Source organism: Hoeflea sp. AS16, from assembly GCF_038900095.1.
Taxonomy (GTDB): domain Bacteria; phylum Pseudomonadota; class Alphaproteobacteria; order Rhizobiales; family Rhizobiaceae; genus Hoeflea.
Genome location: NZ_JBBMQQ010000006.1, coordinates 207,170 through 226,591, shown reverse-complemented (window position 1 = coordinate 226,591; position 19,422 = coordinate 207,170). Strand labels below are relative to the sequence as shown.

The window sequence follows — 19,422 nt, the reverse complement described above, 5'->3', positions numbered from 1 at the left end:
CCTGAGATGAGTGAAGATGCATTGTTCGGCCTGAAAGGCCACGTCGCGCTGGTTACCGGCGCAAGCTCCGGGCTTGGCCGGGCGGCGGCGACTTTTCTGGCCCAGGCCGGTGCCCGCGTGGTCGGCCTGGCCCGCCGAGCGGAAGCGCTTGACCAGTGGCGCGCGGAGACGGACGGGGAAACCGCTGGCCTCGCCGCCGACCTCGGCCCGGGAGCCGACATAACGGCCATTGCGGAAAGCGCCTGCGAACAGTTTGGCCCGCCGGATATCCTGGTCAATGCTGCCGGGCTCAATTTCCGCCAGCGTGCCGATCAGGTAACGCCTGACAGCTGGGACCGCACGATCGCGCTCAATCTGACGGTGCCATTCTTTCTTGCCCAGGCGCTTGTTCCGGGCATGCAGCAGAAGCGCTGGGGCCGGATCATCAATTTCGCCTCGCTGCAGTCACGCCGGGCATTCACCAACGGCATTGCCTATGGCGCGTCGAAGGGCGGGGTCGAGCAGATGACCCGCGCCATGGCCGAGGCCTGGTCACGCGATGGCATCAACGCCAATGCGCTGGCGCCCGGTTTCTTCAAGACGGAACTGACAGGTCCGGTGTTCGCCAACCCGGAAGTTTCAGCCATGCATGCCGCATCCACCTGCATTGGCCGCAACGGCGAGATGGCCGATATCGAGGGACCGCTGTTGTTTCTGGCCTCCGAGGCTTCGGTCTATGTGACAGGGCAGATCCTTTTCGTCGACGGGGGCTACACCGCCAAATGAAAGCGCTTGTCTACACCGCGCCTGAAAGCCTGGTCTATCGCGACGAGCCAGGACCCGATATGCCATCCGGCGAATGTCTGGTCCGGGTTGAAGCCGTCGGCATCTGCGGGTCAGACATGCACGCCTATCTCGGCCATGACGAACGCCGCCCGGCGCCGCTGATACTCGGCCATGAAGCCGCAGGCGTCGTTGTCGAAGGCCCCGGCCCGGGCCGGCGGGTCACCGTCAATCCGCTGGCCACCTGTGGCACCTGCCGCGCCTGCAAGGCCGGACGCAACAATCTGTGCCCGCAGCGCCAGATCCTGTCGATGGCGCCGCGCCAGGGCGCTTTTGCCGAGTACATCGCCATCCCGCCTGAAAACCTGGTCGAGATGCCGGATCATGTGTCCTTCGAAAAGGCCTGCCTTGCCGAGCCTCTGGCTTGCGGCTGGCATGCGATGCGGCTGGGCGCGCGGGCCCTGGACGGTCCGCTGCCGGACGCCCGCTGCCTTGTGATTGGCGGCGGGGCGATCGGTCTCGGCGCGGCATTGGCGCTCGGTGCCAACGGTGCCAGCGACATTACGATCAGCGAAGCCAACCCGCGCCGGGTTCCGGCCCTGAAGTCTGCCGGCAAATTCAGGATTGCCACACCGGACGATGTCATGGCCGAGGATCCGGGCGGTTACGGTCTGGTGATTGATGGTGTCGGTTTTGCCGCCACGAGGGCGACGGCCAGCCGTGCAGCCCGGCCGGGTGGCGTCATTGTCCATATCGGTCTGGGGGATGCGTCCGCCGGTCTTGATATCCGTCGAATGACCCTGCAGGAAATCACCTTTATCGGCGCCTACACCTACACGCCTGAAGATTTTCGCGACACTGCGGCGGCGATCTTTGATGGCCGTCTCGGCACGCTCGACTGGGCGGAACTTCGTGCGCTGGAAAATGGCGCCAGTGCCTTTGCCGACATTCAGGGCGGGAGGGCTTCCGCCCCGAAGATCATTCTCAAACCCTGAACACTGAACACTGAACACTGAACCCTGAACCCGGGACCGCTTGTGGCTTAAGTGCAAGGCCTGTTCATGCCGGCGATATGAACAGGCCCGCGCGATCTCCTTGTGTCATGGTCTCTTGCTGCTCCATGGAAGACACGGAGCAACTCGCTCGGGCACAGACACCCGGGCATTTGTTTTCTGGACGTTTTGAACTGCGGAGCTGCACCAATGGCCTCTCTACCCAATCTGCCGGCGCGCGCACGAAGCCTGTTTCCCGGTTTGCTGCTGGCTTTGACCATCGCCGCTGCGGCACGCTTTCTGTCGGAGCATTATGCCGCGCCGGTGATGCTGTTTGCGCTGCTGATCGGCATGGCCTTCAATTTCATGGCCGATCAGGAGCGGACCTCCGAGGGCGTGGTCTTTGCATCGAAAACGCTTCTCAGGCTTGGCATCGTGCTGCTCGGGGCCCGCATCACGCTTGGCGACATTGCCGGGATCGGAACCTCGGGACTGGTGACTGTCGCGAGCCTGATGGCGCTGACCATCGGTTTCGGTTTCATCTGCGCAAAGCTGTTCTCCCGCGGCTGGCGTTTTGCCATTCTCACCGGCGGTTCTGTGGCCATCTGCGGAGCGTCGGCCGCACTGGCGCTGGCAGCGGTGATCCCCGCCAACGACAAGACCGAGCGCAACGTGCTGTTCACGGTGGTTGCCGTCACCACGCTGTCGACCATCGCCATGATCATCTACCCGGTGCTGTTCGGTCTCGCCGGTCTGAACGATCAGCAGAGCGGCTTCCTCATCGGCGCGACGGTGCATGATGTGGCGCAGGTTGTCGGCGCCGGTTACTCGATCTCGACCGAAGCCGGCGACACAGCGACCATCGTCAAATTGCTGCGGGTCACGCTGCTGCCGGTAGTGCTGATCATTGTTGCCCTGTCGACGGCGCGCCGCGAAAGCGGTTTTTCGCAGGTGCGCCTGCCGCTTTTCGTGGTTGGCTTCGGCGTGGTCACCATCGCCAACAGCATCGGGCTGATCCCGGCAACCGTGGCGGTCTTGCTGGTCGATGCATCCTCCTGGCTGCTGGTCATTGCCATCTCGGCGCTTGGCGTGCGCACCAACATGAAGGCCATGATGGATCTGGGGTGGCGGCACGTGGCGGTGATCGTGCTGGAAACACTGTTCCTTCTGGCGCTGGCTTGGGGGGCGGTTTCATTCGGTCTGGCAGGGGTGTGAACTCGGGCGAGGCAGGCAGCCGAAAGCCAAATATCTCATATATTCCGATGGCTTGATTATCCTGGTGCAATTTTTTCTTTCGGAATTGCGGCGTTTTCGGCCAGTTCCGCTTCGGTTCGGTCGCAGGCCATACAAGGACTTTCCCGTGGCGCTTGACAGGCCCATGGGGCTGTGACCTGATTGCTGCTTCCGAAGGGTGACAAGGGTCAAATTCCCGCGCCCTCCAGCATGCCAAAGGGAAGACTTTTAACCGGGAGCTTTAACGTGAAACACATTCAAAAATTTGTGGCGGTGGCGCTGATGTGCACGGCTGCAGCCTTTGCGCCGGGCACGGCGAACGCCGAGACGCCAGCCGACACGCTGATTCAGGCCTGGGCGATCGACGACATCATCACCCTCGACCCCGCCGAAGTGTTCGAGTTCTCGGCCTCCGAAATTCTTGGCAATGCCTATCAGGGACTGGTCGGCTACAACGTCAACGACGTCTCTGAGATTTTCGGCGTCATCGCCGAAAAATGGGAGATCTCCGAAGACGGCAAGACCTTCACCTTCACCATTCGCCCGGACATGAAGTTCGCTTCCGGCAATCCGATCACCGCCGAAGATGCGGTCTACACGCTGCAGCGCGTCATCAAGCTCGACAAGTCGCCGGCTTTCATCCTCACCCAGTTCGGCTTCAATGCCGACAATGTCGATGCGATGATCCGCAAGACCGGCGACATGACCTTCGAATTCGAGATGGACAAGCCCTATGCGCCGACCCTGGTGCTCTATTGCCTGACCGCAACGGTGGGCTTCATTGTCGACAGCGAACTGGTCAAGAGCCACGAAGTTGATGGTGATTTCGGCTACAACTGGCTCAAGACCAATTATGCTGGTTCCGGCGCTTTCACCATTCGTGACTGGCGCGCCAACGAGGCCGTCGTGCTTGAGCGCAACGACAATTATTCCGGCAAGACGCCGCCGATGGTCCGCTCCATCTACCGGCACATTCCCGAAACCGCGACCCAACGCTTGCTGCTTGAGCAGGGCGACATCGACATTGCCCGCAATGTCAGCGCCGAGGAAATCACCGCCATGTCGACCAATGCCGACATCGTCATCGAAAGCGGTGTGAAGGGATCGATCTACTATCTCGGTCTCAACCAGAAGAACGAAATCCTGGCCAAGCCCGAGGTTCGCCAGGCGATGAAGTATCTGGTCGACTACGCCACCATCTCCGACACCATCATGAAGGGCAAGGTGATCCCGCATCAGGCCTTCCTGCCGCGCGGTTTCCTGGGCGCACTGGAAGACACGCCGTTCTCGCTCAATGTCGACAAGGCCAAGGAACTGCTTGCCGAAGCAGGCCTGCCCGATGGTTTCACCGTCACCATGGACACCCGCAACACGCCTGAAATCACGGCAATGGGTCAGGCCATCCAGCAGACCATGGCGATGGCCGGCATCAAGATGGAACTGATTCCGGGCGATGGCCAGCAGACGCTGACCAAGTACCGTGCCCGCAATCACGACATCTATATCGGCCGCTGGGGCCCGGACTACCAGGATCCGCATACCAATGCCGATACCTTTGCCCGCAACCCCGACAACTCCGATGATGCCGCTTCCAAGCCGCTGGCCTGGCGCAATGCCTGGGATATCCCGGAAATGACGCTGAAGGCCGATGCGGCCATCCTCGAAGCCGATGCAGCCAAGCGGGCCCAGATGTATGTCGATCTTCAGACCGAGCATCAGCAAACCTCGCCGTTTGTCATCATGTTCCAGGAGATCGAGGTTCTGGCGCGCCGCAAGAACGTCGAGGGCTTCATCATCGGCCCGTCGTTCAACGACAACTCGTTCAAGGCAGTGACCAAGTAATTGTCTGCAACATCCGCTCTCGCGGAAGGGCGCTCACGCGCCCTTCCGGCATTCCTCGGCAAGACCGCCCGGCTGCTTGCCACCATTGCCGTTACCATTTTCGGCCTGCTCGTTGTCACCTTCCTGATCGGCCGTGTGGTCCCGGTTGATCCGGTGCTTTCCGTTGTCGGCGACCGTGCCTCGCAGTCGACCTACGACAAGGTCTATGTCGAACTCGGCCTCGACCGCCCGCTCTATGTGCAGTTCGCCATCTATGTCGAAAAGGCGGTGACCGGCGATTTCGGCGAAAGCCTGCTGACCAAGAAACCGATCATCGACGACATTGCCCGGGCTTTCCCCGCAACGCTTGAACTGGCGACCGTCGCCATCCTCATAGGCACGCTGTTCGGCATTCCGTTCGGCGTCTGGGCCGCCGTCCGGCAGGGCAGGCTGGTCGATCAGGTGGTGCGCATTGTCGGCCTGATGGGCTATTCCGCGCCGATTTTCTGGCTTGGCCTGCTAGGGCTTCTGATATTCTACGCCAAATGGGGCATCGTCGCCGGTCCGGGCCGCATCGATATTTCCTACGAATATGCGTTCACGCCCACCACCGGGCTGTTCCTCATCGATACAGCGGTGCAGGGGCAATGGGCTGCATTTCGCAATGTGGTCTCGCACATAGCCTTGCCCGCAGCGCTGCTCGGCTATTTCTCGATGGCCTATATCGCCCGCATGACCCGCAGCTTCATGCTCAACGAGCTGGCGCAGGAATATATTGTCACCGCGCGGGTCAAGGGTGTCGCCGAATGGCGCATCATCTGGGTGCACGCCCTAAGGAATGCCGCCGTGCCGCTGGTCACGGTCGTGACCCTGTCCTATGCCAGCCTGCTGGAAGGCTCGGTTCTGACCGAAACCGTCTTCGCCTGGCCCGGCCTCGGCCAGTACCTGACCAACTCGCTGCAGAACGCCGACATGAACGCGGTTCTTGGCGGAACACTGCTGATCGGCATCATATTTGTCGGCCTCAATCTGCTCTCTGATTTCCTTTACACCGTGCTCGACCCCCGGGTCAGGAGACGTGCATGACCACCGGCGCACCCCGTCAAAGCCTCAGCGAATGGCTGCAGAGCGAGCAACCGGCCTCGCGCCGCCAGGCACGCCTCGGTCAGGCCTGGCGAACCTGGGTCCTGTTCACCGGCAACCGGCTTGGCATGATCGGTCTCGGCATTGTCGTGCTGCTGGTGCTGGTTGCCATCTTTGCCAATGTGATTGCGCCTTACGACCCGGTGCTTGGCGGAGATCTGCGCACGGAACGGCTGCTGCCGCCGTCGATGGCCCACCTGATGGGCACCGATGATCTGGCCCGCGACATCTTCAGCCGCGTCATTCACGGCGCGCGGCTGACATTGCTGGTGGTGGCGCTGGTCGCCATCATCGCCACGCCCATCGGCCTGCTGGTTGGCACCGTCTCGGGGTATTACGGCGGTTGGGTCGACACCGTGCTGATGCGCATCACCGACATCTTCCTGGCCTTTCCGCGGCTGATCCTGGCACTGGCCTTTGTCGCCGCCCTGGGACCGGGCATCGAAAACGCCATCATCGCCATCGCCATTACCTCCTGGCCGCCCTATGCCCGGCTGGCGCGGGCCGAGACGCTGACCATCCGCAATGCCGAGCACATTGATGCCATCCGCCTGCAGGGCGCGTCCTCGGGGCGCATCATCTGGGGCCACGTGGTGCCGCTGTGCCTCTCCTCGGTGATCATCCGTGTCACCCTCGACATGGCAGGCATTATCCTCACGGCTGCCGGCCTCGGCTTTCTGGGTCTGGGCGCACAGCCGCCACAGCCCGAATGGGGCGCGATGATTGCCGGCGGTCGCCGCTTCATCATCGATTACTGGTGGGTCGCGACCATGCCCGGCATTGCCATCTTCACCGTCTCGCTCGGCTTCAACCTGCTCGGCGATGGCCTGCGCGACGTGCTTGACCCGAAGGCCGAGAAATGAGCCCGCTGCTATCCGTCGAGAACCTGCGCATTGCCTTTCCCTCGCGCCATGGGCCGGTCGAGGTTGTGCGTGGCGTCAGTTTCAGTCTCGGCCGCGAACGGCTGGGCATCGTCGGCGAAAGCGGATCGGGCAAATCCCAGACCGGCCGCGCCATTCTCGGTCTCACGCCGGTCACCGGAACCGCCACCGCCGACAAGCTGGAATTTGACGGCATTGATTTGCGCAACGCAACGCCAAGGCAATGGCGGGGATTGCGCGGTGCCCGCATGTCCATGGTCATGCAGGATCCGAAATTCTCGCTCAATCCGGTGATGACCATCGGCAAGCAGCTGATGGAGGCGGTCAAGCTGCACGGCGGCAAGTCGGAGGCCCGCGACAAATCCATCGCCATGCTCGAGGCGGTGCAGATCCGCGATCCCGAACGGGTGATGGCGGCTTACCCGCATGAACTCTCCGGCGGCATGGGCCAGCGCGCCATGATCGCCATGATGCTGGTTACCGAGCCGGATCTGCTGATCGCCGACGAACCCACTTCGGCGCTCGATGTGACCGTGCAGATCGAGGTCTTGCGCATTCTCGACCGCCTTGTCACCGAGCGCGGTATGGGCCTGATCTTCATCAGCCACGATCTCAGGCTGGTTTCGACCTTCTGCGACCGGGTGCTGGTCATGTATGCCGGCCGGGTGGTCGAGGAACTCGACGCCCGCCGCATGAGCGAGGCCAGCCATCCCTACACCAGGGGGCTGCTCAACTGCCTGCCGACGATTACCGGCGACAGCCGCCCGTTGCCGGTGCTGGCGCGCGACGATGCCTGGCTCGAGTAAGGAACCACCGATGGCTTATATCGACATCGAAAATCTCGAAGTCACTTTTGAAGGCGGCGGCCGCCAGGTGCGTGCGCTCAAGGGCGTGTCGCTTGCCGTCGAGGAAGAGGAAAGCTTCGGCATCGTCGGCGAGAGCGGCTCCGGCAAGTCCACCGTGTTGCGGGCGCTGTGCGGCCTGACGCCTGTTACCGGCGGCCGGCTCAGCGTGCGCGGCGAGCCGGTACAGACACCACGCGACCAGGCTTTCTACCGCCGCGTCCAGATGGTGTTTCAGGATCCCTACGCCTCGCTGCATCCGCGCCACACCGTTGACCGGGTACTTTCCGAACCGCTCGCCATCCACGGCTTCGACCGCGCCGAAGAGCGGGTCGAGCAGGCGCTCGATGACGTCGGTCTCGGCGCGGGTTTCCGCTTCCGCTATCCGCACCAGCTTTCCGGCGGCCAGCGTCAGCGCGTGGCCATCGCCCGCGCCCTGATCCTCGAACCACGGATCATCCTGCTGGACGAGCCGACATCGGCGCTTGATGCCTCGATCCAGGCCGAGGTGCTCAACCTGCTCGACCGGCTGCGCGCCGAACGCGGCCTCACCTATGTGCTGGTCAGCCACGATCTGGCCGTCGTCTCGCACATGTGCGACCGGCTGGTGGTCATGCAGTCGGGCGAGGTGGTCGAGGAACTGACCCGCGAAGCGCTGCAGGACCACGCAACAACCAAGGACTACACCCGCAACCTGCTGACGGCGAGCGAGGGCTTCACCCGCGATCCCGCACGTCAGCGCTGATGGAGCCTGCCATGGCGACGATGCCATTTATCGATGGTCACAATGATTTCCTGCTGCGCCTGCTGCGCCAACCTGAACGCCGTCAGGCGATGTGGCTGCAAGAGGGCCTGGAAGGCCATCTTGATCTGCCGCGAATGAAGCAGGCCGGTTTTGCCGGCGGATTTTTCGCCATCTACATTCCGTCACCGCACGAGGAAAACGCGCCCGATTACCAAGCGATGATGGACTCTCCGCCCTATGATCTGCCGCTTCCGGACCTGATGACTGCCGACGAAACCCAGGCCACCGCTCTGCAGATGGCGGGACACCTGATGTGGATGGAACGGGCATCGAAAGGCGCACTCAGGATCTGCCGCACCGCGGCCGACCTCAACGCCTGCATGGCGGACGGCACCATTGCAGCGATCATGCACATGGAGGGCGCCGAGGCGATCGATCCCGACCTTGACGCACTCTATGCCTTTCACGCCATGGGCCTGCGCTCGCTCGGACCGGTGTGGAGCAGGCCGACGGTGTTTGGCCACGGCGTTCCGTTCCGCTTCCCCGGCGATCCCGACACCGGCCCGGGCCTGACCGATGCCGGCAAGGATCTGGTCAAGGCCTGCAACGAGCTCAGGATCATGATCGACCTGTCGCATCTCAACGAGAAAGGCTTCAATGATGTTGCCAGCCTCTCCGATGCACCGCTGGTCGCCACCCATTCCAACGCCCACGCAGTCACCGCTTCAACCCGCAACCTCACCGACCGGCAACTGGCGATGATCCGCGAGTCGGGCGGCATGGTCGGCCTCAACTACGCCACCGTGTTCCTGCGTGCCGATGGCCGCAAGGCAACCGATTGCGGCTGGGACCCGGTGATGCGCCACCTCGATTACCTGGTCGAAAAGCTCGGCGAAGACCATGTCGGCTTCGGCTCCGATTTCGACGGCGCCGATCTCCCCGACGTCATCGGCGACGTCACCGGCGTCCAGGCGCTGATCGAACAGATGCGGGAGCGGCAGTATGGCGAAGAGCTGATCGAGAAGATCGCCCGCAAGAACTGGGTCGCGCTGCTGGAGCGGACGTGGGGACACTGACTCAGCCGGCGCATCTTCCCCTCATCCGTCTCCGGTCGTTCACGGAACGCCCGTATCCACCTTCTCCCACAGGGGGAGAAGGAAGGTCTTCCTCACATATTTCGCTTCAATCCCGAAATCCGCGCCAGCACGGCATTCGCGGCATCCAGCACATTCGAGCCCGGTCCGAAAATTTCGGCGACGCCCGCCTCACGCAAAAACGCATAATCCTGTTCCGGGATGACGCCGCCGACCACCACCTGGACGTCGGCGCGGTTCTTGTCTTTCAGACGGGTGATCAGTTCAGGCACCAGTGATTTGTGCCCAGCAGCCAGCGACGAGACGCCGACTACGTCGACGCCGAGCGCTATCGCCTTGTCGGTGACTTCCGCCGGGGTCTCGAACATGTCGGTCAGATCGACCTTGAAACCCATGTCGGCAAACGCCGTGGCGATCACCTTGGCGCCGCGATCGTGGCCGTCCTGGCCCATCTTTGCCACCAGCACATGCGGTGCACGGCCCTTGTCAGCGGTGTAGTCCGCGATGCGCGAGCGGATTGCCTGGTACTCGGGATCGTCGTGATAGACGTCTTCATAGACGCCGCCGATTACCTTGGTCACGGCGTGGTGGCGGCCACCGAAGCCGCGTTCCATCGCGTCGGAAATCTCGCCCAGCGAGGCCCGCGCCCGCGCCGCATCGACGGCAGCTGCAAGCAGGTTGCCCTTACCGGAGCTGGCCACCTGTTCCAGCGCCGCAATGGCTGCTTCATGCGCCTTCGGGTCGCGGCTGGCGCGCATCTTGTTGAGCCGTGCCACCTGGCCGGCGCGCACCTTGTCGGTGTCGATGTCGAGAATGTCGACCTGCGGCTCGTCGGCCAGCCGGAAGCGGTTGACCCCGACGATGACGTCCTCGCCGCGGTCGATCCGCGCCTGCCGCCGGGCTGCGGCTTCCTCGATGCGCATTTTCGGCAGGCCCTGTTCGACAGCCTTGGTCATGCCGCCCAGTGCCTCGACCTCGGCAATCAGCTCCCAGGCTTTCTCGGCCAGGTCGGCGGTCAGCTTCTCGACATAGTAGGAGCCGCCAAGCGGATCGACGACATTGGTAATGCCGGTCTCGTGCGCGAGGATCAGCTGGGTGTTGCGGGCGATGCGGGCCGAAAACTCTGTCGGCAGCGCGATTGCCTCGTCGAACGAGTTTGTGTGCAGCGACTGGGTGCCGCCAAGCACCGCGGCCATGGCCTCAAACGCGGTGCGGACCACATTGTTGTAAGGGTCCTGTTCGGTCAGCGACACGCCCGATGTCTGGCAATGGGTTCTGAGCATCTTCGAGCGCTCGGACTTGGCGCCGAAATCGGTCATGATCTTCGACCACATCGCCCGCGCCGCGCGCAGTTTCGCCGCTTCCATGAACACGTTCATGCCGATGCAGAAGAAGAACGACAGCCGGCCGGCAAAGGCGTCGACGTCGAGCCCCTTGGCCTGTGCCGCACGGACATATTCCATGCCGTCGGCCAGCGTGTAGGCCAGCTCCTGCGCCAGCGTCGCGCCGGCTTCCTGCATGTGGTAGCCGGAAATCGAGATCGAGTTGAACTTCGGCATTTCCCTGGCCGTGAACTCGATGATGTCGGCAACGATCCGCATCGAGGGCTCGGGCGGGTAGATGTAGGTGTTGCGGACCATGAACTCCTTGAGAATGTCGTTCTGCACCGTGCCGGTCAGCTTGGCGCGCTCGACGCCCTGTTCCTCGCCGGCCACGATGAACATCGCCAGCACCGGGATGATGGCACCGTTCATGGTCATCGACACGCTCATCTCTCCGAGCGGAATGCCGTCGAACAGGATCTTCATGTCCTCGACAGAATCGATCGCAACGCCGGCCTTGCCGACATCGCCGGTTACCCGCGGGTGATCGGAATCATAGCCCCGGTGGGTGGCCAGGTCGAAGGCGACCGACAGGCCCTTCTGCCCTGCTGCGAGGTTCTTGCGGTAAAACGCGTTCGATTCCTCCGCCGTTGAAAACCCGGCATATTGCCGGATCGTCCACGGCTGGCCGGTGTACATCGTCGCCCGCACGCCGCGGGTAAACGGCGCGAAGCCCGGCAGCTCGGTGGCCGCCTGCTCGGGCAGGTCCTCGGCCGTGTAGAGCGGCTTCAGCGTGATGCCTTCCGGGGTCTCGGTGTTCAGGCTCTCGATCGGCTTGCCCTTGAGATCCTTGGTGGCAAGATCGAGCCAGTCGCGGGTGGTCTTGCTCATTTCGCAAACTCCATGATGATCTCGTCGACGGCGAGGCTGTCCCCGGCCTTGACCGGAATGCGCGAGACCACGCCCTTGCGTTCGGCCTTCAGCACGTTCTCCATCTTCATCGCCTCGACGATCGCCAGCGTCTGGCCTTCCTGCACCTCGTCGCCCTCATTGACCGCAATCGAGACGATCAGCCCCGGCATCGGGCAGAGCAGCAGGCTGGAGGTGTCCGGTGCCACCTTTTCCTTCATCAACCGGGCGAGCTCGGCCACGCGCGGGCTGAACACCTGAGCGCGGACATCGACGCCCAGTTGCCGCAGCCGCCATCCGGCGTCGGCTGGTTCAACCTTGATTGCGTGCGTCACGCCGTCGATGTCGAAAATTGCCAGCTTGGCCCCCGGCATCCAGTCGGTCGCAACCGCCATCGGTTCACGGCCGGGCAGGCGCACCATGAACACATCATCGGTGTCGTCGATATGCCCGGTGATCTCCTGACCGGCGATCCGCACCACCTTGTCCTCATGCGCCCGCTTGTCCGCCTGGCTGAAGCGCGCGCCGGAAATTTGCGCATTGCGTTCGCCTTGGATGTGGCTGAGCAGCAGCGCGGCGATGGCGAAGCGCTCGACGGTCGCCTCATTGGGCGGCACCGGGCCGAAGCCGTCGGGATATTCCTCGGCGATGAAGCCGGTCGACAGCCGGCCCTCGCGCCAGCGCGGGTGCTGCATCAGCGCGGACAGGAACGGCAAATTGTGGCCGATGCCCTCGACCTCGAACCGGTCCAGTGCGTCGGACATGGCGTCAACGGCTTCCATCCGCGTCGGCGCATGGGTGCAGAGCTTGGCCACCATCGGGTCGTAAAACATCGAGATCTCCGAACCTTCGGTGACGCCGGTGTCGTTGCGGATGGTGATGCCGTCGATGGTGCCTTCCTGCGGCGGCCGGTAGCGGGTCAGCCGCCCGATCGAGGGCAGGAAGTTGCGGTAGGGATCTTCGGCATAGAGCCGGCTTTCAACCGCCCAGCCCGTGAGCTTCACATCGGCTTGTGAGAAAGCGAGCTTTTCGCCGGCAGCAACGCGGATCATCTGTTCGACCAGGTCGACGCCGGTGATCAGCTCCGTCACCGGGTGTTCGACCTGCAGCCGTGTGTTCATCTCGAGGAAGTAGAACTTGCGGTTCTTGTCGACGATGAATTCCACCGTGCCGGCCGACTGGTAATCAACCGCTTTCGCCAGCGCCACCGACTGCTCGCCCATGGCCTTGCGGGTTTCAGCGTCGAGGAAAGGCGAGGGCGCTTCCTCCACCACCTTCTGGTTCCGCCGTTGGATCGAGCATTCGCGTTCGCCCAGGTAGATGACATTGCCGTGGCTGTCGCCGATCAGCTGGATCTCGATATGCCGCGGTTCCTCGATGAATTTCTCGATGAAGATCCGGTCATCGCCAAACGAGCTCGCCGCTTCCGATTTCGAGCGGGAAAACCCTTCGCGCGCCTCGGCGTCGTTCCAGGCAATCCGCATGCCCTTGCCACCGCCGCCGGCGGAAGCCTTGATCATCACCGGGTAGCCGATCTCGGCGGCGATCTTGGCCGCGTGCGCCTCGTCATCGATCAGGCCCATATGACCGGGCACTGTCGAGACGCCAGCTTCGGCTGCAATCTTCTTCGAAGTGATCTTGTCGCCCATCGCCTCGATGGCTTTGACCTTCGGCCCGATGAAGGCGATGCCTTCCTTCTCCAGCGCCTCGCAGAACGAGGCCCGCTCGGACAGGAACCCGTAACCCGGATGCACGGCCTGAGCGCCGGTCTGCTTGCAGGCCTCGATGATCTTTTCGGGGATCAGGTAGGACTGGTTGGCAGGCGGCGGGCCGATATGCACGGCCTCGTCGGCCATCGCCACATGCACCGCATCGCGGTCAGCGTCGGAATAGACGGCCACGGTCTTGATGCCCATGGCCCGTGCGGACTTGATGACCCGGCAGGCAATTTCACCGCGATTGGCGATCAGGATCTTGGAAAACATGCACTTCTACCCCCACTGACGGACCTCAGGTCCATGGCTTCCAGTCGTTTCGCCCGGGCCGTACCCGGGGTATTGCAGGCATCCGCTGTCCGGTTGCCTGTTGGCGGCTCTCCCCTCGCAAAAGGGGAGAGCCAATCCTCACACTTCCAGCACATCCTCGAATGCGGCGGGGTAGCTTGCCCGCCCCACGCGCTCGTCAATCCTGAGCAACGCCTGGTAGGACTGCGTGTCAAAAGGCTCTTCCGCCGGCACGATTTCGCGTCCGAACAGCCAGCTGATCCGCCCCGCATCGAGATTGCCGCGCTCGAACGGCTCGTCGCCGAACCGGTGCCACAATGCATGCAGGAATGCCGCGTCGGCGAGCTTTTCCGTTGGTGTCCTGTCCGCCATCCGGCGGCGGTTGATGATCGCCGTCACGCCGCGCGGATTCGCGCGGCGGATGGTGAACTGGAACCCCGTGCCGGGCAGGCCGGACGGGATTCCGCGGTGCTTGGTCATTTCAGGCAGTTTTGCCATCAGTCCTTGCTTTCGTTCTGTGCGTCGAGCTTGTCCTGGGTCCTGAGCTCGAAGTCGCTGGCGTCATGACGCTCGCGCAGCTGCTCGGACGGTTCGCCGAAGGCGCGGTTGACCATGCGGCCACGCTTGACAGCGGGGCGAGCGGCGATCTGGTCGGTCCAGCGCTTCAGGTTGGTGTAACTCGCGGTGTCGAGATAGGTCGCTGCGTCGTTGTAGACGTTGCCCTGCATCAGCGTGCCGTACCAGGGCCAGATCGCCATGTCGGCAATCGAGTACTCGTCGCCGGCCATGAATTCATTGTCGGCCAGGCGCTTGTCGAGCACGTCCAGCTGGCGCTTGACCTCCATGGCGAAGCGGTCGATGGCATATTCGATCTTCATCGGCGCATAGGCATAGAAATGCCCGAAACCGCCGCCGAGGAACGGGCCGGAACCCATCTGCCAGAACAGCCAGTTCAGCGCTTCGGTGCGCGCATGGTGCTCCTTGGGCAGGAATGCGCCGAATTTCTCGGCCAGATAGAGCAGGATCGAGCCGCTTTCGAACAGCCGCGTCGGCTTCGGTGTCGAATGGTCGACCATTGCCGGGATCTTCGAGTTCGGATTGATCTCGACAAAGCCCGATCCGAACTGGTCGCCTTCGCCGATATTGATCAGCCAAGCGTCATACTCCGCGCCGGAATGACCGGCCGCCAGCAGTTCCTCGAGCATCACGGTCACCTTGACGCCGTTCGGTGTCGCCAGCGAGTAAAGCTGCAGCGGATGCTTGCCGACCGGCAGTTCCTTGTCATGGGTCGGGCCGGAGACAGGCCGGTTGATATTGGCGAAACGGCCGCCATTGCCCTTCTTCCATTCCCACACCTTGGCAGGCTGATAGCCGGCGGGAAAATTCTTCTCGGGCGGGAATGTGGTGTCATCAGTCATTAAATCTGGTCCTTGTTGGCGAGAAATGTCTCACCGCAGCATATAGGCCGAAAGTCGGACAATTGCAGCCGCTCCCCGTCCCGGACATCCGGTCAAAATGACGTGAGTGCGCGCCATCTGTTGCTTCAGCCAAGATAATCGGCATCTTCCACCTTCTCGAGCCAGTCCACCGCCACGCCATCAAGCGCTTCCTGAATGGCAATATGCGTCATCGCCACCTCAGGTGAAGCCCCATGCCAGTGCTTCTCATCTGCTGCGAACCAGACCACATCACCTGGCCGGATTTCCTCCACCGGCCCACCCACGCGCTGTGCCCGGCCAACGCCGGAGGTAACGATGATGGTCTGCCCCAGCGGATGCGTGTGCCATGCGGTCCGCGCGCCCGGCTCGAACGTCACCGACGCGCCCTGAACCCGCCCGGGTTCCTCGGCCGCAAACAGCTTGTCAAGCCGCACCGTGCCGGAGAAATAATCTTCCGGCCCTTTGGCTGAAGGCGTCGCGCCCGCGCGTGTAATCTTCATGGTGTGGTCCTTTGGGTGACGGAACGGCTCACAACGGAATGTTGTCGTGCTTGCGCAAGGGCTGGGTCACTTTCTTGGTCTTCAGCATCTCGAACGCCCGCACCACGCGCCGCCGGGTTGAATGCGGCATGATCACCTCGTCGATGAAGCCGCGCTGGGCAGCGACGAACGGGTTGGCGAAGCGGTCTTCGTAATCGGCGGTGCGCTGTGCGATCTTGTCCGGATCGCCAAGTTCGGAGCGGTAGAGGATCTCGGTCGCGCCCTTGGCGCCCATCACCGCGATCTGCGCCGTCGGCCAGGCATAATTGACATCGGCGCGGATGTGTTTCGACGCCATCACGTCGTAGGCGCCGCCATAGGCCTTCCGGGTGATCACCGTCACCTTCGGAACGGTGGCTTCGGCATAGGCAAACAACAGCTTGGCGCCGTGCTTGATGATGCCGTTGTATTCCTGGCTGACACCCGGCAGGAAGCCCGGCACGTCGACCAGCGTCAGGATCGGAATGTTGAAGGCGTCGCAGAAGCGCACGAACCGCGCGGCCTTCTTCGATGAGTCGATATCGAGGCAGCCGGCCAGCACCATCGGCTGGTTGGCGACAACGCCGACGGTCGAGCCGTTCAGGCGGATGAAGCCGCAGAGAATGTTCTTGGCGTGATTGCCCTGGATCTCGAAGAAGTCGCCCTCGTCGCCGACCCGGGCGATGACTTCGCGCATGTCGTAGGGCTTGTTCGGATTGTCCGGGATCAGCGTGTCGAGCGCATTCTCGATCCGGTCCGGAGCATCAGCGGTGGGGATCACCGGCGGGGTCTCGCGGCTCGACAGCGGCAGGAAATCGAACATGCGGCGAATTTCGATCAGGGCCTCGACATCATTGTCGTAAGCGCCGTCGGCGACGGAGGATTTCTTGGTGTGGGTCGAGGCGCCGCCGAGTTCTTCCGCCGTCACGATCTCGTTGGTCACGGTTTTGACCACGTCCGGGCCAGTGACAAACATGTAGCTCGTGTCTTTCACCATGAAGATGAAGTCGGTCATCGCCGGCGAGTAGACCGCGCCGCCCGCGCACGGTCCCATGATCACCGAGATCTGCGGGATCACGCCCGAGGCCTGCACGTTGCGCCAGAACACTTCGGCATAGCCGCCGAGCGAGGCCACGCCCTCCTGGATGCGGGCGCCGCCGGAATCATTCAGCCCGATCAGCGGGGCACCGTTCTGTACTGCCAGATCCATCACCTTGCAGATCTTCTCCGCGTGCGTCTCCGACAGCGAACCGCCGAAAACGGTGAAGTCCTGGGAGAAGACGTAGACCGGGCGGCCATTGATGGTGCCCCAGCCGGTGATCACGCCGTCGCCGGGAAACACCTGGGCTTCCATGCCGAAATCGGTGCAGCGGTGGGTCTTGTACATGTCGTATTCTTCGAACGAGCCTTCGTCGAGCAGCACTTCCAGCCGCTCGCGCGCCGTCAGCTTGCCCTTGGCATGCTGCGCATCGATCCGGTGCTGGCCGCCGCCGAGCCGCGCCTGTTCGCGCTTGTGTTCAACCTCTTCGATAATATCGCGCATCACAGGCCTCCCTTTTTGGCAATCATCGCCCATGTTGCCGGAAATACGATCGCTGCCAAGGCTGCTTTGGTCGCATCCCCCAGAATGAAAGGCGTCAGCCCCCAGGCCAGGATCGGCTGATCCCAGCCAAACAGTGCCCCGAGCCACAGGACGCCGGGCACGTAGATGACGGCGCTGGCGATGAGTGCTGCAACGAACGCGGTCAGCGGTGAGCGGTCCATGCCGCGTTCAGCCAATGTGCCTGCCACGAAAGCTGCCAGCAGATAGCCGAGCAGGTAGCCGCCGGTCGGTCCCATCATGTAGGCAAACCCGATGCCCTTCTCAGGCGTACCGGCAAACACCGGCAGGCCCAGTGCGCCATGAACCAGGTACAGCGCCACCGCGGCAGTGCCGAGCCGGGGACCCAGCGCAAGGCCAAGCCCGATAACCACGAAGGTCGTCATGGTCAGCGGCACCGGGTAGAACGGAATGGAGATCCTGGCCGACAGCGTCAGCAGGATCGATCCGGCAATGGTGACTAGCGTGGCAATGGCCAGCTTTTCGGGCCGGGAAGCGGTCAGGGCGGCATAAAGGGTCAAGGCGGGCACTCCATGAAACCGGGAATTGATTGACCGGTGGTAGCGCGAATGGAGCTTCCGCAACAGGGTTGAAAAGGTAAGCATGTTGCACTAGCAATGTTTGCAACTGCATATTTGCAAAATTGCGAACATTCATGCGAACACGCAAACTCTTCGTCGGCGGCAAGATCCGCGCCATCCGTGGCGAGCACGGCCTGACCCAGGCCGGCTTCGCCCAGAAGCTTGGTATTTCGACCAGCTATCTCAACCAGATCGAGAACAACCAGCGCCATGTCAGTGCCTCGGTGCTGCTGGCGCTGGCCGAAGCCTTCTCGGTCGACATCACAACGCTGTCGGATCAGGACACCGACCGGCTGCTCGCCGATGTCGCCGAAGCGCTGGCCGATCCGGTCTCGGGGGGCGCCCAGCCGTCGCTGACCGACGTCAAGCTGGTGGTGCAGAACGCGCCATCCTTCGCCCGCGCCTTCCTGTCGCTGCACCAGGCCATGCGCCGCTCCGGCGACCAGCTGGCCGAGCTTGACGAGACGCTCGAACGCTCAGGCGCCCTGAACGAGCCGACGCCTTATGAAGAGGTCCGCGATTTCTTCCATTATGTCGACAACTACATCCACGAGCTCGATCTCGCCGGCGAGGCGCTGAGCAGGGATCTGGCGAAAAGCCGCGGCGTCAGCTTGAAGGCGCTGGCCGACCACATCGAACGCCGCCACCGGGTGCGCGTGGCGATTGGCGATGGCGGTGAGCCGGGATCAGGGCAGGGCGATAGCGATCGCGGCGGCCTGCGCCGTTTCGATCCGGTCTCCCGCGTGCTCTGGCTCAATCCGCGCACGCCCGCCTCGACGCAAGCTTTCCAGATTGCCTGCCAGATCGCGCTGATCGAGCATGATGCGGCGATGACCCGGATCATCGAGGAGGCGCGCTTCCGCTCCGCCGACGCAGCCGGTATCTGCCGCATCGGCCTTGCCAATTATTTCGCCGGCGCTGCGATTCTGCCCTACGGGGCTTTCTCTGCCGCAGCGCGTGAACTGCGCCATGATCTGGTGCTTCTGGCCGACCGCTTCTCGACCAGCCTCGAGCAGGTGGCGCACCGGCTGTCGACCCTGCAGCGGCCGGGCCAGAAGGGTGTGCCGTTCTTTTTCGCCCGCGTCGACAAGGCCGGCAATATCACCAAGCGCCACTCGGCCACCAAGCTGCAGTTCGCCCGTTTCGGTTCGGCCTGTCCATTGTGGAACGCCCACTCGGCCTTCGAGACCCCGAACCGGATCATAAGGCAACTGGCCGAAACGCCGGACGGCGTGCGCTATCTCTGTCTTGCCACCGCTGTTTCCAAACCGTCGGGCGGCTGGCGCGATCCGGTGCAGTCCTATGCGCTGGCGCTCGGTTGCGAAGTCGCCCATGCCGGTGAACTGGTCTATGCCGATGACCTGGATGTTGCCCGCGCCGAGGCCTTCGAGCCGATCGGTGTGTCTTGTCGGATCTGTGAACGCCGCAACTGCCATCAGCGCGCGGTGCCGCCGCTCAAGCGCCGCCTGGTGGTCGATCCCAATACCCGCAGGACGGTGCCCTACGGTCTCGAGTAAGCCTTGCCGACACTTGCCGG

General features: G+C 63.0%; 17 protein-coding genes. 10 read left to right on the top strand and 7 right to left on the bottom strand.

Going from position 1 to position 19,422, the window contains the following annotated elements:
* Nucleotides 1–6: 6 nt before the first annotated feature.
* The 9 genes from WNY80_RS16180 (at nt 7) to WNY80_RS16140 (ending at nt 9,495) form a co-directional block, all read left to right on the top strand.
* A complete protein-coding gene (locus tag WNY80_RS16180) occupies nt 7–765 on the top strand; it encodes an SDR family oxidoreductase (RefSeq protein ID WP_342888430.1) in 759 nt (252 codons plus the stop codon).
* Nucleotides 762–1,757, top strand: a complete 996-nt coding sequence (locus WNY80_RS16175) for an alcohol dehydrogenase catalytic domain-containing protein (RefSeq protein ID WP_342888429.1) — start codon at nt 762–764, stop codon at nt 1,755–1,757. Before WNY80_RS16180 ends, WNY80_RS16175 begins: the two co-directional genes overlap by 4 nt.
* 207 nt (nt 1,758–1,964) lie before the next feature.
* On the top strand, nt 1,965–2,969 hold the full coding sequence (locus tag WNY80_RS16170) for a putative sulfate exporter family transporter (RefSeq protein WP_342888428.1): 1,005 nt from the start codon (nt 1,965–1,967) through the stop codon (nt 2,967–2,969).
* A gap of 264 nt (nt 2,970–3,233) precedes the next feature.
* Nucleotides 3,234–4,829 carry an ABC transporter substrate-binding protein gene (locus tag WNY80_RS16165; RefSeq protein ID WP_342888427.1) on the top strand — a complete coding sequence of 532 codons (1,596 nt, stop codon included), beginning with the start codon at nt 3,234–3,236 and terminating at the stop codon, nt 4,827–4,829.
* 72 nt (nt 4,830–4,901) lie between these two features.
* A complete protein-coding gene (locus WNY80_RS16160; RefSeq protein ID WP_342888462.1) occupies nt 4,902–5,894 on the top strand; it encodes an ABC transporter permease in 993 nt (330 codons plus the stop codon).
* Entirely contained in the window at nt 5,891–6,814 is a 924-nt protein-coding gene (locus WNY80_RS16155; protein WP_342888426.1) for an ABC transporter permease, read from the top strand. Before WNY80_RS16160 ends, WNY80_RS16155 begins: the two co-directional genes overlap by 4 nt.
* Nucleotides 6,811–7,638, top strand: coding sequence for an ABC transporter ATP-binding protein (locus WNY80_RS16150; RefSeq protein ID WP_342888425.1), 828 nt, complete (start codon nt 6,811–6,813; stop codon nt 7,636–7,638). The genes WNY80_RS16155 and WNY80_RS16150 overlap by 4 nt, the downstream gene beginning before the upstream one ends.
* A 10-nt stretch (nt 7,639–7,648) precedes the next feature.
* Nucleotides 7,649–8,419: an ABC transporter ATP-binding protein gene (locus WNY80_RS16145; RefSeq protein WP_342888424.1), complete on the top strand. Its 771-nt coding sequence runs from the start codon at nt 7,649–7,651 to the stop codon at nt 8,417–8,419.
* 11 nt (nt 8,420–8,430) lie between these two features.
* Nucleotides 8,431–9,495, top strand: a complete 1,065-nt coding sequence (locus WNY80_RS16140) for a dipeptidase (protein ID WP_342888423.1) — start codon at nt 8,431–8,433, stop codon at nt 9,493–9,495.
* 92 nt (nt 9,496–9,587) lie between these two features.
* On the opposite strand, the gene scpA is transcribed toward WNY80_RS16140, so the two are convergent.
* The 7 genes from scpA to WNY80_RS16105 form a co-directional block, all read right to left on the bottom strand.
* A complete protein-coding gene (scpA, locus tag WNY80_RS16135; RefSeq protein WP_342888422.1) occupies nt 9,588–11,726 on the bottom strand; it encodes a methylmalonyl-CoA mutase in 2,139 nt (712 codons plus the stop codon).
* Nucleotides 11,723–13,729 (bottom strand): acetyl/propionyl/methylcrotonyl-CoA carboxylase subunit alpha, encoded by a 2,007-nt coding sequence (locus WNY80_RS16130; protein WP_342888421.1) that lies wholly within the window; start codon nt 13,727–13,729, stop codon nt 11,723–11,725. Before WNY80_RS16130 ends, scpA begins: the two co-directional genes overlap by 4 nt.
* Before the next feature lie 138 nt (nt 13,730–13,867).
* Complete coding sequence (locus WNY80_RS16125) at nt 13,868–14,245, bottom strand: hypothetical protein (protein ID WP_342888420.1); 378 nt, start codon at nt 14,243–14,245, stop codon at nt 13,868–13,870.
* Nucleotides 14,245–15,165, bottom strand: coding sequence for a glutathione-dependent disulfide-bond oxidoreductase (yghU, locus tag WNY80_RS16120; protein ID WP_342888419.1), 921 nt, complete (start codon nt 15,163–15,165; stop codon nt 14,245–14,247). The genes WNY80_RS16125 and yghU overlap by 1 nt, the downstream gene beginning before the upstream one ends.
* A 125-nt stretch (nt 15,166–15,290) precedes the next feature.
* Nucleotides 15,291–15,686 carry a cupin domain-containing protein gene (locus WNY80_RS16115; RefSeq protein ID WP_342888418.1) on the bottom strand — a complete coding sequence of 132 codons (396 nt, stop codon included), beginning with the start codon at nt 15,684–15,686 and terminating at the stop codon, nt 15,291–15,293.
* A gap of 28 nt (nt 15,687–15,714) precedes the next feature.
* Nucleotides 15,715–17,247: an acyl-CoA carboxylase subunit beta gene (locus WNY80_RS16110; protein ID WP_342888417.1), complete on the bottom strand. Its 1,533-nt coding sequence runs from the start codon at nt 17,245–17,247 to the stop codon at nt 15,715–15,717.
* Nucleotides 17,247–17,825: a biotin transporter BioY gene (locus WNY80_RS16105; RefSeq protein ID WP_342888416.1), complete on the bottom strand. Its 579-nt coding sequence runs from the start codon at nt 17,823–17,825 to the stop codon at nt 17,247–17,249. The genes WNY80_RS16110 and WNY80_RS16105 overlap by 1 nt, the downstream gene beginning before the upstream one ends.
* A 134-nt stretch (nt 17,826–17,959) precedes the next feature.
* Here WNY80_RS16105 and WNY80_RS16100 point away from each other — a divergent pair, with 134 nt between their 5' ends.
* Nucleotides 17,960–19,402, top strand: a complete 1,443-nt coding sequence (locus tag WNY80_RS16100; RefSeq protein WP_342888415.1) for a short-chain fatty acyl-CoA regulator family protein — start codon at nt 17,960–17,962, stop codon at nt 19,400–19,402.
* Nucleotides 19,403–19,422 lie beyond the last annotated feature (20 nt).